Raw genomic sequence first — 15,192 nt, forward strand, 5'->3', positions numbered from 1 at the left:
ACTTCACTTACAATTCAGCGGAATACCTAACTGGCGAAGAGTCGATTGATACTGCATGCAGTTCATTTTTCTGTTCTTAACTACATACGCCCGTAGCTCCTTACGGGTATATGAGTCTTCAAGATTCAGATTATTGTCAGCGCAGAAATGGGCATACACTTCCGCTGTGATACCTCGCTGCCTTGCAAACTGCTGGTTGATGGTTACCTCATCGCTCTGCTTCCGCTTACGTTCATCGGCCCGCCAATTTGCAATCGCGGCTTGAGGGGTAAGACCGTGCTGGACGATGTTGCGGTATTGTACACAGTAATCCCAGGGCTCCTCCCCTAACATCCGGCGGTAAATTACCACATCACCGATTCGCCGGATTTCATCTACTGTAAACCGTTGATTAACTTGAATACGACTCAATTCGGGTGGTAATTCCTGCTTCGGTAGTCGGTGGACTCTGGCAATAGCATACACCAGCCACTGGTCCTGCCAGGATCGAACCGGTACTAAATGCGCCCGTCGACCAGATTTCACCTGGATAAATTCAGCATAACGTTCTACTCCTTCACCGTTCGTATCATTCCTCACAGCAGACTCAGTTTGTCGCTGTATAATAAAGTAGTCGCCGTAGCGGGTGTATTGGTCCATGTTCCCTTTTTTCTCGAATTCTGCAGGGAACAGGTACGTACCTGTTTGAACAATGGACAGACCAGACGGCATTTCGGAAAATGAGGGCATGGCTAAAAAGATAAGTCCCAGCCCGTAAAACTACAAAAAGACTGGTATCCTTCAGGGGATGACCTTCCCTGTCCATCCAGAAACAGGGGGCACCTTTGCTATATTCTTTACCAACACGTTGCCAGATTTTGCAAAGAATCCCATATTCCGGTTTACCGGAGCCACTAGTTACTTTACCACATGAATAAACTTTTTAGATTGCGAAAATCAAACTTGCTGTACCAGGTGCGAAACCGATGGATTTGGCAAGTTGCGTTAATAATAAGTGTCCTATGGGGATGCCGAAAAGAAACAGATCTGGAGCCCAGTTTGGTAACCGGTAGCTGGCAAATAACCACCATAACAGCCTCGCCGGCGGTCACCACCTCCCTGGGTGATGTTACTGACGTTATATCCATTTACCAGCAGGTGGTTAGCCCAACCTGCATTGCGGAAACGCAACTTACCTTTTCTGCCGCCAAACGCGCGACCCGACTATCCCCAACCTCCTGCTCGTCGGCCGACAAAGTGTTTTCCTGGAAAGGGGGTACCTGGACCGTTAAGCGTAACGAACTGGTACTAACCATTGATAACGATCAACCAGGTAAATACTTCGGTACGTTGACCTACACTGATGTGAGCGTCGACGGTAATACGATGACCTGGAAGAACCGAATTGATGCTGGTGACTTTGATAACAAACCGCATGTATTTACCATAAAGCTGACCCGGATTCGATGAAAAACGGACGAAGCTCCTGGAGCGTTCCAGGAGCTTCGTCCGTTTCAACCTGTCAGTTTAGCGTTAAGGCTACCAATCGATGCAGGGCGGCTTCATCAGCTTTGAACCGCTCGCTAATGGTTAGACTGGAATCACCCTGGTGCAGCGCATAGTTAACGGCGTTATAGACCAGCCACAGGGTAGGCTCAGATTTCAGCAATCGTTCTTCATACTGCATACGCTCTAGCGCCAGTTTGGCCAGCATTTTTGGCAGTTTAGTAGCAGCCAGAACAGTTTCTACCCGATGATCGGCCAGCGATGTCTGGGCCAACCGCTCATACACCTGTGCCGTCAGGCTTCCTTCATGGGTTAGGAAAGCCCGGATGGTTTGTTTCAGGTAGGTGGCCAGCCAGTCCAGTTCCAGATGCTTGTGTGTAAAGCGGCCTTCTACCACCATTTCCTTGTCCGTTTCGGTGTGGACCACTTCCTCAATGGACGTTCGCTCATCCCGAGCATCTTCATATTTCTTCGGTTTCCCGGCAATCAGCCAATTCAGATACTCATCCATACTCAGAAATGAATCGACCCAGCCCATTAACCCATTCGCACAAACTTTTCGGTAATAGCTGACTCGAACCCGGCTTTCTCGTCTGGTGCGGGTATTGACCGTCATACCCTGAATGGTAAAGGGCGTTTTACCCGTATATGAATTGTTGATAATTAAGTTCTTATGGAGCCGCTCCCCTCCTACCTGGATAATATCGGGCAGGATGATGTTGATGCTGTACTCGCCTTTCTGAGAAGCGCGGATATTCATTTCATAACGGGTTATCTCCTGCTCGACTACCGACCTGATGAGAGCATTGGGTGCTATGCTGTAATCTTCACTCTGGACGGCAAATACCCCTTTGGCACCATTGGGCAGGTCGCCTACTACAATGCGCCGGCGGTCCGATGCTAGCACCTGAAAATCATTCGGTAAATAATCACATAAACGCTCCGCCCGTACCGGAAAGCAGATGGTGTCCCAGGAAGAAGAAGTAGTCAGGGTATTTGAAATTGTAGTCATGGCTTAGCTGATTAATTAGAAGTTTGAATTGAGAATTGCAACTGGAGGAAAAGCTGCACCCCTCAACCAGAAAGCCAGGACAAAACAAGACGATATAACAGAGACGATAACAGGGCTACACACCCGTGAGGCAACCGAAGCAGAAACATACATTTAGTGGCCTTAACACCGCCACCCGCATTGTTGAATAACACTATAAAGATAAGGCTTACCAACGCAACAAACAAGACCAAAATCCTGATTAACAGAATCTTAAAACACCCTCCTTCCCTTAAGCAGACATTAAACTATTAAGGTTTAAAATGAACATAATTGAACAGGACTAGTGCCTCAGATAAGGGGAAATCCAGCCTCTTCCAACACGGTAGTAAAGCGCTGAACTACCTCCGGAAGTGACAATTCACAGGTAAACAGCTGCTGCGTTGGCCACGTACTCACATAATGCTTTAGAAAGAGCGGGGTTAGCCGCTCAATGGTTGCCGGATGCCTGAAAAGGTACCAGCATATCTGGCGAGCGGTTTCCAGGCTACCCACTTGTAACCCACCCCATTGAAATTCTAAACCTATAGTGGAATCGTAAGCGCTGAAAAGCCTGGTATCATTTACCCATAGTTCGTTAACGTTTGATTCGCCACCCACGATTCCTTTTATAGTGACAGTCGTTTTCAAGAGTTCAAAGACGGCCGCAACCTCTATTTTCTCTGCCTCCTCAATGATGGCGTTAAATTCAGGCTGAGGAATAGGGTACCATTCAGGTTCATAAAATTGAATCGTACCGGAAATATATTTCCAGGATTCAAACTTAACCCAATCCGTTGTTTGCTCGCGGTTGCCGTGCCGGTACTGCTCAATAAAGCGCATCGTTTCCGGGTTAAGCGTAAAGCGTTGACAAACTAAGGCCGCTATTGTTTCCACTTCGTTAGTGACGCTGGTACCCTCACCGATGTCGGTCAGCACGGCGAATTGGGAGGCCCGGTACAGGTCAATACGGCAACGGCTCGGATGAACTTTATAACCTAAAAAGGAGAGCCAATGCACCTCCGCTGATGGACTCAGCACAAAAGAACCTGGAGAGGCTTCGGAAACAAGTATAGCACTACTGTCCGAAACAGTTTTTTCCTCCTCAACTGATTCGCTGAGGTACTGTTGGTACAATGTCTCCTGCTCCTGAGCCTGCTCAATACGTTCACGGTTTTCCAGAATAAAATCTGTTACATCGATCTCCAGATGAAAAGGCTTCCCTTGCGGCCACCGGGCAACAAAGACTCGTTTAAAGTCCTGGTACAGGACACGGGCAATAAAAGGTTCTTTAAAGATAAACAGGCAGATCGCTAAGGCGGTTTGAGCAGGACCACTGCCGGCATAGCCGTATTCAAATCCGCCGGGGGAGTGATTAGCTACTGCCAGGCTGGGGGCCAGTGGTAGTTCCTGTCCATCAACCCACAACCGAACATCTTGCTGCTGATGTTGCGGTTGTCCTTCAATCAGAAAACACGTTTTATCAATAGCTAATGGCATGAGTGAAAATAATTCAGGGAATAGACTGATGTAAACTTGTGTACAGGGGTAGGGCCGAAAGCCCCACCCCTACCTACTTACATTAGGCCACTGGCTCGTTATCAGTAGACGCAGGCAAAGCGTTTCCAATTTGCGGTTCTGCATCCGCCTGGGTTTGAACCTCATCAATGGCCGCTATACCCTCACAGGCTTCACACTGGAACGGATTGTGATAATTATAGGCGGTCTTGATATTGGCAATATCGGTGAGCGTTTCCTGCCGGAAGATCTTGGTTACCTGGCCAAATTGTTTTAGTACTTCGGTGGTCTCACGATCCGCCAACTTATAGCTGAAGGTAGCAATGTAATACACACCCTTCGGCTGTATTTTTGTATTCTCCTTCTTCTCGGCCACCGCCGTAATGACGACATCAGCCAGCGTCAGGTCATCGTAAAACAGTGGTTCGATAAGTCGGAAAATATTATCCACTGAATAACCGTGAAATAACACCGCCGATACGTTGTTCTTCTCATCGAGAAAGAAGATTTCCGCCCAGTTTTTGGTCCCCATACCCAAAATGTTGTCCGTGAAGATCCGCCAGGCCAAGGGCTGGAAGGTGAGCGTCCTGCCTATCTTATCGGTCCCATTGATATTAAATACGCCTTCCTTAGCATCAAAACGGTACTGACGCGGATGGCCCTCAAGATATTTAAATCGGGAGAGTTCTTCACCACTACCTTCGTCTACATACTGCCAGGGGTAGAGGTTTGGGGTGGTCGATTCGGGAGCGGATACTGGGGCAACAAGGGCGGACGTTTGCGTGGTCTTTGCCATGATTAAATCCAACTGTGACACCGTTGGCGCAATAGTTAACTGATTGATTAACAGTATAAATTTAGCAAAAACAGGCGAATACGCCAAGCATTTTTAGGCTATATTCACCCGGATAACACATTCCCTGCCACCCTCCTCCCCTACGGCCTGATTAACGCGTTAGCGTTTATTAATCCTGGTTGTTTCAGTTCAATTAAATTCTCAATTGAGCCTGTAGCTGAATATCGCCCTCTTTAGAAAGCGCCGGCAGTTTTCTCTTTGCTTCGTTCTGTTCCTGGTTTGGCTTGGCTGGTATCGGAATGCCTTTTTTAATACGGAGCTGATCGTTCCAGTCCTTCTCCATAGGTCGTAAAATATGCACCTGTTGGGAAAGTCCATTCAGTTGTATTATGGCTTTTTCAGCCCGTACCAGGTATTCCCGGCGATTCGGAAACGTAAGCGTCCGTTGCCATGGCTCATTAGTTTCTGCGGGGTTGCCTGGTTCGGACGTTAGCTTTAACGCCTTGTACAGAAAGTTTTCTATTTCCTTTAGTTTCTCAACCTGACCCGGCAAAACAGTCAGTTCTACACGGCATTGGTCTTTAAAGGCTGTGAAACGAAATTGGAGCGAATTCTCCAGCTCCGAATTCTTTAAAGCACTCAGCAGCCGTAAATTCAACTTAATACCGGGCTGGTCATTATCGTTACCGAGTACAATCCGTTCCGGCTGGTAGGTATCAATTAATTGTTGAATATACCCCGGTGTTTGTTCACTGAATGTACCACCTGTTGCCAGGTATAACCGATCCAGGGGTTGAGCAGGGGGATGAAGTTCATGGTAAGCCAGCGCGTCAATGGGATTTTCCGTAATGAAAATTTCCTTTGGGTGCATTTCTGTATCTAACCGACTTAGCCAGATTCCCAAACGTTTGTTGCCAATGCTGATATTAATGCCATCATTCCGGATGATCAGCGCGTGAACCTCTCCCTGCCAGGTTACCGGGAAAGCCGTATTGATGTACTCCTTTCCGGATTTCTCGTGCTGGTAGTGCCAATTGTGAATAGCCCCGGTAAATTCTGTTGCTTCCAGCGTACGCTCCGACAGGTGCCGGCTTTGTATCAGGTAGTCACGCTCCGTAAACGGCAGCAACGAAAAAGTCGGTTTTCTGGGTTCATCGACCGACTTCGTTGTGCCGTGTTCAGCAATCACATGGTTTGGGAGTTCATTGCCGAGGTAACGCTGTACTACTACCGCCACTTGCCGCCAACCGTCCTTCGATTGAATACTGACCTTTAGTTTGTTCGCTAGGTAATCCAGGAGGGTACCCCGTTCGCGATCATCGTTCGGATTAAAGTATCGGTTCTTGGCTCTGGAAACGATCAGCGTATCACCACTTCCTTTTCCTCGTTCAAAGACCACAAACTGCGCCGTCAGGCTACCTTTATCGCGCCGATGGTAAAGACCCTCATGGTGCAGGAAGAATTCAATCAGATCAATCTGCTTATAATCGAGACTGGACAGGGGGCGCTGCTGCGCAGGCTTAATGGACAGCGAACGACGGGCTGCAGAAATCTGAACCGATGCGGAATACGTCTTACCGGTGGGTGATAGCAGGCCTGCTAATTCGATGCGTTTTCCACTGGCTAACTCCTGTTGTTGCTGTGGGGTCAACGAAACGCCTTTAACCTGTTTCGGTAAGCGGAAATCCTGCTGACGCATAAAGACCAGCGCCTGACGCTCAGGCTCAAAGGCTACGTACGCCTGAATCGGTCCTGCCGGCGGTTCATGGAGGGTTACTAACTTACCTAATTCACCGACGTGGGAAAGGTTCTGTTTGTCTTCTTCCGAAAACGTATAGCCCATAAAGGTATCTGGAATAGTATGTATCATGAATAGACGGATTAGAAATTTTAAACCTTGAGTTTGGGCGTTTTCTTCGGCGATGTTGTATTCTTGGCCTTGGGCAGCTTACTCTTTATCGTTTTTTCGGCTGGCTTCTCGTTTGCGTTTTTGGGCTGCTTCCGCTCACCCGTCTTCTGGCTAGTTGCTTTATTAGGCTTGGTTACTACCTCAGCTACCGGCGTGACCTGAGGGTTAGCGTCTGCTTTCTGTTGTTCCTGCTGGGCAGGCTGCGGCAGTCGCCGAAAAATTAGTGACCGCTTGGCCGCCGATACCTGCACCAGCGCATCGAATGACTGTCCATCGGCTCCAGTCATGCCATGAATTGGCGTTAGTTTGCCATCGCGTAGGCTTTCTTTCTGCTGCTCGTTGAGCTGTACGCCTTTTATATGCTCCGGAAACCGGAATCGATCTTCTCGCAACACCGTCAGTGTTTTAGTGTCGGCATCGACACCGATATATCCTTTAAATGGCTGGTTCGTAATCGCATCGTTGAGGTCAACCCGTCGACCCATTTCTCCGTATTTCTGAAGCCTGTTTTTGTCTTCTTCGGTGAAGGCGTGACCCAGATAATCACTGCTTAGGGTCAATTCTTTGCGCGGTTCGATCTGGTTGATATGGATACCCTGGTCGGGAGAATGGGTCAGGTAGAACTTACGTATGGTACCATCCGGCAACATCTGCAGATCTGTTTTCTGCCCGTTGAGCAATTTTTTGGCATTCGCATCATCCAATTCAATACCGAATCGGGATGTCAGCTCTGCGAGTAGGGACGTAGGATACCGCGCCGGGCGGTCCTGGCTGGTCTGATTTGCCTCCATATGTATAATTTAATTTTTTGGTTTACTGTAGAAACAGGGCGGCCAGCCTGGGCTTAAGTCTCTCGGGACCGGCGCTGATTCAGTTTTTTAGCAGGTTGATTTTTGATCTTAGGTAGCCGGCGCAGTTTTTGGGGATTCTCCAGTTTTACCTGTTGCTGGTCATTATCCCGCTTCATGTTGTTAGTCGCTTTGGCTGTCTTCTGCTCCGTCTTCAGACTATGTCGGCTATCGGTTCCTTTCAAAGCCTGGCTAGGCCGTTCCAATTCCTGAGCAGTGGCCACATTGACTGTTTGTTTGACCGAATTTCCGGCAAGGGGAGCAAAAGACAGCGACCGTTTGGCCGCGTTGATTTGAACGTAAGCCTCATACTTCTGCCCATTGCTGCCGGCTAGTCCGGAAAGCAGTACCGCACCACCTTGTAAAAGTTGCTCCTTCTGCACCGGGGATAGCTTCACCCCTCGTATTTCGTCGGGCATTTTCAGGCGATCAGCCCTAAAAACAGTTAGGCCATTCGTTTCCTGATCGATTCCGATGTAGCCTTGAAACGTTTGCCGGGAAACATTGTCCTGTAAGGTTACGAGTTTCCCAAGGTTACCATTCTCTTTGAGGGTTTTCTTTTCTTCCTCATTAAAGGTAAAGCCCAAAAACTCGTTGGGAACCGTCAGGACATTTCGTTTCGGCTAGAAGTGTACCCGTGGTCCAAGTTCGGGATGCGCTACGATGTAAATCTTACCGACCAGCACCTGAGGATTGTTGTTAATGGTGCGCTCCAGGGTAATCAGTCCGGTTTTACCACCATTAAGAAAATTTTGAAGTGCCCCGGTTTCCTGTAACTTCTCTGGTGTAAACCCAAAATGGGTAAGTTGATCCGCAACCTGGTCCCACTGGAATCGGGTGGTCTGCTCCAGTTTTTTCAGATTCGATTGTTCCTGACCCGGTAATCCATTGCTTTCGTTAAGATCAGGTGAGGAGACTTCCAGGAACCGCAGCGACTGGTAAACCTGAATGTTTGCTGCGCTGTAATTTTTTTGCAGATTATGAAAAAAATTGGCGAGCAATCCTCCCCTGACAAGTTCGATTCCCAGTTCCGGCGGAATAGGTTCAGGGGCCGGCGGAACGATGGTCGACTGAAGCTCGGTATGCTGACCATCTGACGGTATTGAATATTGAACCCGGTATGTCTTAGTGGGATCGATGTTACTGAGGTCAAGGTCCTTTACGAACTCATGAACATCCCAGAGGTAGTCAGTTAACTGGTTTACATGCTGTGGGTTATCGGTGACGCCAATGGCTTGTAGTTGTGCCGCCAGTTCCTCTTTTTGTAAGCCAGCGTCGTATAAGCGTGTAGTCAGATCCGGATTAGCTAGCAGTTTATCGCTTTCTAAATAACTACGGAGGTGTTCTGCTTCGGGTGGTAACAGCAACTGATAGTCCTGCCTTTGTCCTTTCTCGGCGTCAGTCGCTATATCCCACGTGACTTGAATTGTAGGTTTTTCCTCTGCGGGTGAAGACTCCTTATGTTGAATCGGATCCTCTGCATATGCCTGAACAGGTCGTTCTTCAATAATCTGATCGTTCGTTGACGCTACACGCTCCCGATTATTTTCAGCCGTTTTTGGAATCTGTTCGCCCACGGGCAGGCTAGTCGATTCCTGATGAGGTAGCGGTGCTTGTTGTCGTTGTTCGATTACAATTGGTACGGTGACTAATTCATTCTCTGTTTTAACCGGAGCATTCAACGTAACAACAGAGTTTTCCGGTACAGTTGGACTTTGAGCTTTTGCCTGTAAAGCTTCTTCGTGCCTGGCCAGGTTTATCGGATAAGTACTCTCGCGCCAGATAGCCAATGAGTCGGCTTCCTTTTTGTATTCAGGTACTCGGTAAATCTGAAGTAGTTGCTCAGGCAGGTTAGTTTCCTGACGCCACAATCGGCGTCCCAGTTCCATCCGCACAACTTCTTCATGAGCTGGCCGCAGCCGACCCGTTTGTTGAAACTCATCCCATACAGATGGAGGCAGCTCTCCCCTGGTTTGCAGCCGTTCCATATCCTCTTTTGTAAATCGGTACGGTTGGTTGGCCACGTCGGTTGGTGGCGCTTGTGTTGGTGAAGACATACTGATTAGCGTTTTGGTATCAATCTCATTTTCTCGCACGGTTTGCCGTGCTTTTTGCACTAGCCATCGGTCGACGGTTTGAAGTAGTCAGCGAAGCATTTTCTGACTTCATCTTCTTTAGCTTGATCAGCAGCAGAAAACAAAAATCAGACGGGTTTAAGGCCACGCCCTTTTGAGTCACTGCATAGTGCAGGTGAGGCCCCGTAGATCTGCCGGTTGAGCCCACTTCCGCTATTGATTCGCCCTGGTTTACCCACTCTCCCGGCTTTACCGAATACTTGGATAAATGCCCGTAGATGGTTTGAAAACCGCTTTCATGCCGGATATAAACGGCTATTCCCAAACCACCAGGCTGCTCCACCACTTTATCGACGATCCCATCGGCCGCAGCATACACGTTGGTACCTTCGGGGCTGGGTATATCGATACCGGCATGGTTTTGTAGCTGCCCCGTTATCGGATGCCAGCGAACGCCGAACGGACTACTGACACGAAACTCCCTTTGGAAGGCCAGCCGGATGGGTAGAATAGACGGTATGCTGCGGTACCGGGCTAACAGGTCCTTTTTTCGTAATCGCTGAGCCTCACTCACAGCCTGCCTAAGATTTCGCTCCAGTAGCTCCAGAGAATCAAGTACCTGATCAATCCGTTGCGCATACAACTCCGTGTGCTGACCCAAAGGATGTATAACAATTCGGCTGGTGTCAACCGCACCATCCTGTTTTTCTATGGCCTCCCGATCCAGCCGCGTAATGATTAGCGGCTTTTCACGCTGTTTAGGGCTGAATATCACCTGAGCCTGACTGTTCTTCGGAAAACAGCAACCCAGCAATAGAAAAAGTAAACGGTAATTGGCAAACATAGCTTTCGTGTTATTCAGCGCTCAGCATCATCAAATGACAATTCCTCGACCAGGTGCGCGTATTCTTCGGAATCCCGCAGGCGGTACAGTTCTTCAATCAGCAGGTTGTTAATATCCGCTTCTACCTGCCGGTAATTTTCGGCAATGACCTGTTCGAACTCAGTATTCGAGATGCGATCTTCAGTGAGGTCATCCAGTTGAGGCAGAGGCATTTTCTCAAACGCTTCGATCTCTTTCTTCATTTCCGGATCGACTACCAATTCTGCGTGGAATATCTTTTGGGCAACGCGTTCCGTGAAGTTATCGGCCACTTTACCGACGAAGTATCCTTGGCTGAGGTTGGCTATTTTGGATTCGGGAATCAGCGAATCCATATTCTCCGAAAACTGGATATTAGTATCGTCTTTGGTGAAGGTGAAGTTCTGGCGAATCTGTTTGTTCTTTCCAAAACTGGTTGACAGGATTCGGGCGGTCTCCCCTCCTACCTGGCCGCTGAACACGTTTCCGATGGTATTGAACAAGGCCTCAGCCTCCCGGTCTCCGTACTCCCGTTTCAACTGGCTGAGATCCTGTACACCCAACGTGGTGCATACCTTATTGGAGCGGCCGGTTGCAATCAGGTTATCAAGTCCCCTAAAATAAATGGTTGGTAATTCGTCCACGATAATGGAGCATTTACGCCGACCTTTCTGGTTTACTAACCGAAGAACCCGTGAGTTTATAAGCCCTAACGCTGCACCATATACGTCTTGCCGTTTTGGGTTGTTGCCAACGCAAAGTATCTTCGGATCGAGCGGATTATTAATGTCTAAGGTAAAGTCATTACCGGTGAGCAGCCAGAACAACGTCTTGGAGTCTAGCCGTCCCAGCGGGATGCGGGCGGAAGCAATTTGACCTTCCAATTGATCAAACGCACCTTTTTCCAGCGCACTGGCAAATGGGATGAGCAGGCTGTTCAGTTCGGGCTCGGATTGGAGGAGCGGGAACAAATATGAGTAGGGTAAGCCTGCCATTTTTATAGCATGCGGAAACGTGCAGTAGTTTGGCTTAGGTTCCGCAGTCTCGTCCTCCCGGCCCTTAGCCTGCCATTCCGCCATTTTCCGGTCCTGGTATAATTTCAGGTACCATATGATGGCCGCAAAGAAGTTGATAGGTGACTCGGTAAAAAAGTCGCCCTGTTTCTTAATCCAGGATTTGTTTAAATTGAGCAGAATCGTTTGGGAAGCCTCCAGGGCATCGACAATATCCGTCATGAGTTCAGCCGCCAGGGGATTGCAACGGTGCGAACTGCGGGGATGGTCGAAATCGAGAATGTAGAAGGTCGGGAAGTCTTTGCTATCCTGACGGTACTTGCACGCGTAGTAATAGGCTATTTTGGTCAAGTCCGGAAATTTGAAATCATAGATGTACATGCAGAACCCTTTCTCCAGGTGCTGCCGGATAAACTGAAAAATAACAGCAAACGACTTACCTGAGCCCGGTGTTCCAATGACGATGGTGGCCCGGAAAGGGTTTGGGACGTTTACCATCCCCTGTTTGGTCTTCCCTTTGTAGTAGTATCGGGTGGGGATATTGATGGAGTACTCATTCTGTAGCATGATCTCCTCCTGCTCAAAGGATTCATTATCTCGATTAAAGGGATCATCGCCCATTTTCAGGTCTATAATCCGATTGGCATAGGCCCCTGCCCTGATGAGCATCAAATAGGCAACAATGGTCGTGATTCCGTAGCCAAAGGCTCTGCTATCCACTGACAGGGTTGACCAGTGTAATATATACCCGTTCCCCATCAGGAGCATAAAGCCAATTAGGGCGTACCGACCAACCACAGCCCAGGTTACATCTAGTGTTTTCCTTGTTTTGTTGCCGAATGTATATACGCCCAGCACGAACAGAGCCAACAGTTTGGAAATAAATGGATGCCCGAAAATACCGGAACTCTGATTCAGGTTTCGGATAAACGTATCCAGAACGGCAAACGTAAGGTTATGCTGCCTGAAGCTGGTGTAGCAGTAGTAATACAGATGAAAGCCTATTAGCACAAATCCAATGAACAAGATTGTCTGGAGAATGCCCCGCCACTCCTGATCGTAGTTGCTGCTGCCCGTAGAACACATAGTTGCAATTGGAAGATGATTATGTATATTTCTCTATGCTACAAAAAGTGCCTAGTCACCCTTAGTGCGGCATTGACCCCTAGCTTTGAAAAAGTAAGAAGTGGAGTTGATCCTATGCCCTGAGATAAGTATTCGGGTTAGGCTTCCAAAGTCGATGCTGCTCACGAAACGCTGGCAATCGACCGTCGGCAATCCGGCACTTTTCTCCATTGGAAAGCACCAGCAATCCTGACCGGCGAACCCATGTTCTGATATGTTGGGGATTGACCAGCTTAGTCCAGTGGATACGCCAAAAAACAGGGAGAAACGAGTGTGCTTTCCTTAGGTTAGCCGTTGTAATAATTTGTTCGCCATCTTCAAGGTGAAACTTGCAGTACTGTCCCATACTGGTCACCTGAATGATCTGGCTGAGCGGAATTTCACGACGCTTTCCTTTCCATAGGATATACGCCCTATTGTCAACTACCTTCATATCTTACCCTCCTTTAACTACCCAAATATAGTCGAGGACAAGTATAAATCAATACTTATAACTGTATTTTAAAATTTATAAGAATCTTCTTATTCCCTGATGCGTATATTAGAACCTGAAAATCAACTGGTTTATATCCGTAATGGGCTGACTAATATTCATTGTCTAGGTCGTTTTCGGGAGCCGGTATTTTTCAATTTCTGACTGTACATCGGTTTTTGCCGTCTGGTATCGGTAGCTTCATCAATAAGGGTAAATAGCTCCGAAGTATTCCCCAGGACATCCACCCAATTCAGCTCTTCCGAATTTCGCTGCTCCACATCCCGCTGTTCCTTTAGATTGGTTATCTGGCTGAGCTTATGCCGTTCAAAGCTGTTCACGGCTACCTCAGCTATTTCCCCCGGATACCCTTCTGCCCGTATGCACTCCACCAGGTAGGTATTCGGAAAATGTTCGGCAACCTGGCTTTCAAACGTTAACGGATTATTCTCGCGAAATTGCCGGTAGTGGTAGGAGACTCTGGCGGCCAGTGCTTTTGCCTCTTCTCTCGTGAGAGTGGCCTGAGGTTTATCCGTCTTGTTAAACAGGTTGGTAAGACCGTCTTTTGTATAAGCCTTTCCAAGATCATTTGCGGAGTAGATTAACTTCCGTTGACGATCCAGGTAGAAGTAATCCTGAGTATGGTCTATCAAATCAATACGTTGCTTAAATAAAACCTCCTTCAGTTCCTTATTTGACGACAATGTCTGTGAAGCAAGAGCCGTTTTCAACGTTTGTCGTATTTCGGCGACTCCTTGTTCCTTTCGGCTTCCATTTGATTTGAATTGCTTCTCCAGCTTATCCAAGGTGGGTGTAAAGGGCAGCGCACTGGCTTTGATGGGAGGTGAGATTGGCTTCTCACCATCGGTAAGTTGATAGGTAAGTCCACGGAGCGGTTTACCTTCCTGGCTCCCTCCTACCCTATTGAGCTGAATGCGGTTTGCCCTTAATAACTGCGAGAACTCCTCCAGCGAGCTATAACCGTATTCCTCGTAAAGCCTGCGCACTGCTTCGCTTAATTCGGCTTTCGCTTCCAGCTGAAATGTGCTCTTTTGTACTTTTTTACTTAACCTGGCCTCTTCGGCCCGTACCAGCCCATGGCGTATCTCTAATTGTTGACGGGTCGAATTGATCCGCTGCTTAAGAAAAGAATCCGAAATTTTATCTCCGTTTATGTCAACTGACACGGTGACAATATGGATGTGCGGATGATTGGTGTCATCATGGCGGTAGACCAGGTATGGTTGTTTTCCATACTGAATTTCCTGTAGAAACTCACTCGCAAGGGTGCGGAGTTGGGCATCCGGGATTGTCTCGGACGGATGAAATGATAACGAAAAATGTGCGCCGGGCTTGCTGATTCGCTCGTTGAAACGTGCGTAGGTCTCTAATACCTCAATACGATGTTGTAAGTACTGCTGAGCTGTTTCTTCGTCTGGATAATTACTGATCTGTATCCGTTCGGCGCTCCCTTTCTGTACTTTTCGCTCGTTGTATAACACAGCGCCGGCTACACTTTTTCCGGTGGTAACCCGTACAACCATACCTTTATTTGGTAGAAAGCCCTCTGTAATTGTTCCTTTAAATCCTCATTTTCTGGTAAAGCCTCGCCCTCTGCTAGCTGGGCTTCTCTCCTCGCTTCAACCGGTTTATGACCCTTAATTCTTACTTCTAATTCAATGAATTGATTTCCGATTGTGTCGAGTAGCCGTCTGATTTCGCCCAACTGAATCAAACTTGCAAGTCCTAAATGCCGTGCCTCCTGTTGGCTTTTATCGTGATCTGCCGGTTTTAGGACCTTTTCTTTTACGTATTCCTGCAGGGATACCTTTCTTCCGGCTGTCTCTGCCTCATGGAGACTTTTAAATTGATTAGCCTCTTTTTCTGTAAGTCGCAAGTTTATGTACTGGGCAACGGGGTCTTTCTGCTCTTTTCGCGGCCGCCCACCATTTTTACGACTTATCGGCTTTGTCTCTTTCTTCTGATTCATGTAAACACGAAAGCCTTTTATATTTTGTAGCGGCAAGATATACCCGTTTTTTGTATACATAAAACACAT

General features: G+C 47.9%; 14 protein-coding genes. 1 reads left to right on the forward strand and 13 read right to left on the reverse strand.

Going from position 1 to position 15,192, the window contains the following annotated elements; genetic code table 11:
• Window positions 1–3: 3 nt before the first annotated feature.
• Window positions 4–729 carry a hypothetical protein gene (locus ABD949_RS20335; protein WP_345246417.1) on the reverse strand — a complete coding sequence of 242 codons (726 nt, stop codon included), beginning with the start codon at window positions 727–729 and terminating at the stop codon, window positions 4–6.
• A 309-nt stretch (window positions 730–1,038) separates the two neighbouring features.
• Between ABD949_RS20335 and ABD949_RS20340 the strand changes: the two genes are divergently transcribed.
• Window positions 1,039–1,449, forward strand: coding sequence for a lipocalin family protein (locus tag ABD949_RS20340; RefSeq protein ID WP_345246419.1), 411 nt, complete (start codon window positions 1,039–1,041; stop codon window positions 1,447–1,449).
• 52 nt (window positions 1,450–1,501) lie between these two features.
• On the opposite strand, the gene ABD949_RS20345 is transcribed toward ABD949_RS20340, so the two are convergent.
• From ABD949_RS20345 to ABD949_RS20400, 12 genes are all read right to left on the reverse strand, one after another.
• Window positions 1,502–2,497: a DUF932 domain-containing protein gene (locus tag ABD949_RS20345; protein ID WP_345246421.1), complete on the reverse strand. Its 996-nt coding sequence runs from the start codon at window positions 2,495–2,497 to the stop codon at window positions 1,502–1,504.
• Between the two features lie 330 nt (window positions 2,498–2,827).
• Entirely contained in the window at window positions 2,828–4,015 is a 1,188-nt protein-coding gene (locus tag ABD949_RS20350) for a DUF6166 domain-containing protein (RefSeq protein WP_345246423.1), read from the reverse strand.
• Between the two features lie 82 nt (window positions 4,016–4,097).
• Entirely contained in the window at window positions 4,098–4,829 is a 732-nt protein-coding gene (locus ABD949_RS20355) for a hypothetical protein (protein WP_345246425.1), read from the reverse strand.
• A gap of 193 nt (window positions 4,830–5,022) precedes the next feature.
• Window positions 5,023–6,699: a DUF3945 domain-containing protein gene (locus tag ABD949_RS20360; RefSeq protein WP_345246427.1), complete on the reverse strand. Its 1,677-nt coding sequence runs from the start codon at window positions 6,697–6,699 to the stop codon at window positions 5,023–5,025.
• A 20-nt stretch (window positions 6,700–6,719) separates the two neighbouring features.
• Window positions 6,720–7,529 carry a DUF3945 domain-containing protein gene (locus ABD949_RS20365; protein ID WP_345246429.1) on the reverse strand — a complete coding sequence of 270 codons (810 nt, stop codon included), beginning with the start codon at window positions 7,527–7,529 and terminating at the stop codon, window positions 6,720–6,722.
• Between the two features lie 53 nt (window positions 7,530–7,582).
• On the reverse strand, window positions 7,583–8,173 hold the full coding sequence (locus tag ABD949_RS20370; RefSeq protein ID WP_345246431.1) for a DUF3945 domain-containing protein: 591 nt from the start codon (window positions 8,171–8,173) through the stop codon (window positions 7,583–7,585).
• Between the two features lie 36 nt (window positions 8,174–8,209).
• A complete protein-coding gene (locus ABD949_RS20375; RefSeq protein WP_345246433.1) occupies window positions 8,210–9,703 on the reverse strand; it encodes a hypothetical protein in 1,494 nt (497 codons plus the stop codon).
• The gene (locus ABD949_RS20380) at window positions 9,669–10,505 is read right to left on the reverse strand and encodes a M23 family metallopeptidase (protein WP_345246435.1); all 837 of its coding nucleotides are present in this window, start codon (window positions 10,503–10,505) and stop codon (window positions 9,669–9,671) included. Before ABD949_RS20380 ends, ABD949_RS20375 begins: the two co-directional genes overlap by 35 nt.
• 14 nt (window positions 10,506–10,519) lie before the next feature.
• Window positions 10,520–12,622 carry a YWFCY domain-containing protein gene (locus tag ABD949_RS20385; RefSeq protein WP_345246437.1) on the reverse strand — a complete coding sequence of 701 codons (2,103 nt, stop codon included), beginning with the start codon at window positions 12,620–12,622 and terminating at the stop codon, window positions 10,520–10,522.
• 112 nt (window positions 12,623–12,734) lie between these two features.
• Window positions 12,735–13,094: a LytTR family transcriptional regulator DNA-binding domain-containing protein gene (locus tag ABD949_RS20390; protein ID WP_345246439.1), complete on the reverse strand. Its 360-nt coding sequence runs from the start codon at window positions 13,092–13,094 to the stop codon at window positions 12,735–12,737.
• A gap of 158 nt (window positions 13,095–13,252) precedes the next feature.
• Window positions 13,253–14,635 carry a relaxase/mobilization nuclease domain-containing protein gene (locus tag ABD949_RS20395; RefSeq protein WP_345246441.1) on the reverse strand — a complete coding sequence of 461 codons (1,383 nt, stop codon included), beginning with the start codon at window positions 14,633–14,635 and terminating at the stop codon, window positions 13,253–13,255.
• Between the two features lie 8 nt (window positions 14,636–14,643).
• Window positions 14,644–15,183 (reverse strand): hypothetical protein, encoded by a 540-nt coding sequence (locus ABD949_RS20400; protein WP_345246443.1) that lies wholly within the window; start codon window positions 15,181–15,183, stop codon window positions 14,644–14,646.
• Window positions 15,184–15,192: the final 9 nt, after the last annotated feature.

The organism is Nibrella saemangeumensis (genome assembly GCF_039541915.1).
Classification (GTDB): Bacteria; Bacteroidota; Bacteroidia; order Cytophagales; family Spirosomataceae; genus Nibrella; species Nibrella saemangeumensis.

Excerpts from the sequence above, each read along its gene's own strand:
- ABD949_RS20335 (WP_345246417.1), bottom strand. The coding sequence starts at position 729 with ATGCCCTCATTTTCCGAAATGCCGTCTGGTCTGTCCATTGTTCAAACA.
- ABD949_RS20345 (WP_345246421.1), bottom strand. The coding sequence starts at position 2,497 with ATGACTACAATTTCAAATACCCTGACTACTTCTTCTTCCTGGGACACC.
- ABD949_RS20350 (WP_345246423.1), bottom strand. The coding sequence starts at position 4,015 with ATGCCATTAGCTATTGATAAAACGTGTTTTCTGATTGAAGGACAACCG.
- ABD949_RS20355 (WP_345246425.1), bottom strand. The coding sequence starts at position 4,829 with ATGGCAAAGACCACGCAAACGTCCGCCCTTGTTGCCCCAGTATCCGCT.
- ABD949_RS20360 (WP_345246427.1), bottom strand. The coding sequence starts at position 6,699 with ATGATACATACTATTCCAGATACCTTTATGGGCTATACGTTTTCGGAA.
- ABD949_RS20365 (WP_345246429.1), bottom strand. The coding sequence starts at position 7,529 with ATGGAGGCAAATCAGACCAGCCAGGACCGCCCGGCGCGGTATCCTACG.
- ABD949_RS20380 (WP_345246435.1), bottom strand. The coding sequence starts at position 10,505 with ATGTTTGCCAATTACCGTTTACTTTTTCTATTGCTGGGTTGCTGTTTT.
- ABD949_RS20385 (WP_345246437.1), bottom strand. The coding sequence starts at position 12,622 with ATGTGTTCTACGGGCAGCAGCAACTACGATCAGGAGTGGCGGGGCATT.
- ABD949_RS20390 (WP_345246439.1), bottom strand. The coding sequence starts at position 13,094 with ATGAAGGTAGTTGACAATAGGGCGTATATCCTATGGAAAGGAAAGCGT.
- ABD949_RS20400 (WP_345246443.1), bottom strand. The coding sequence starts at position 15,183 with ATGTATACAAAAAACGGGTATATCTTGCCGCTACAAAATATAAAAGGC.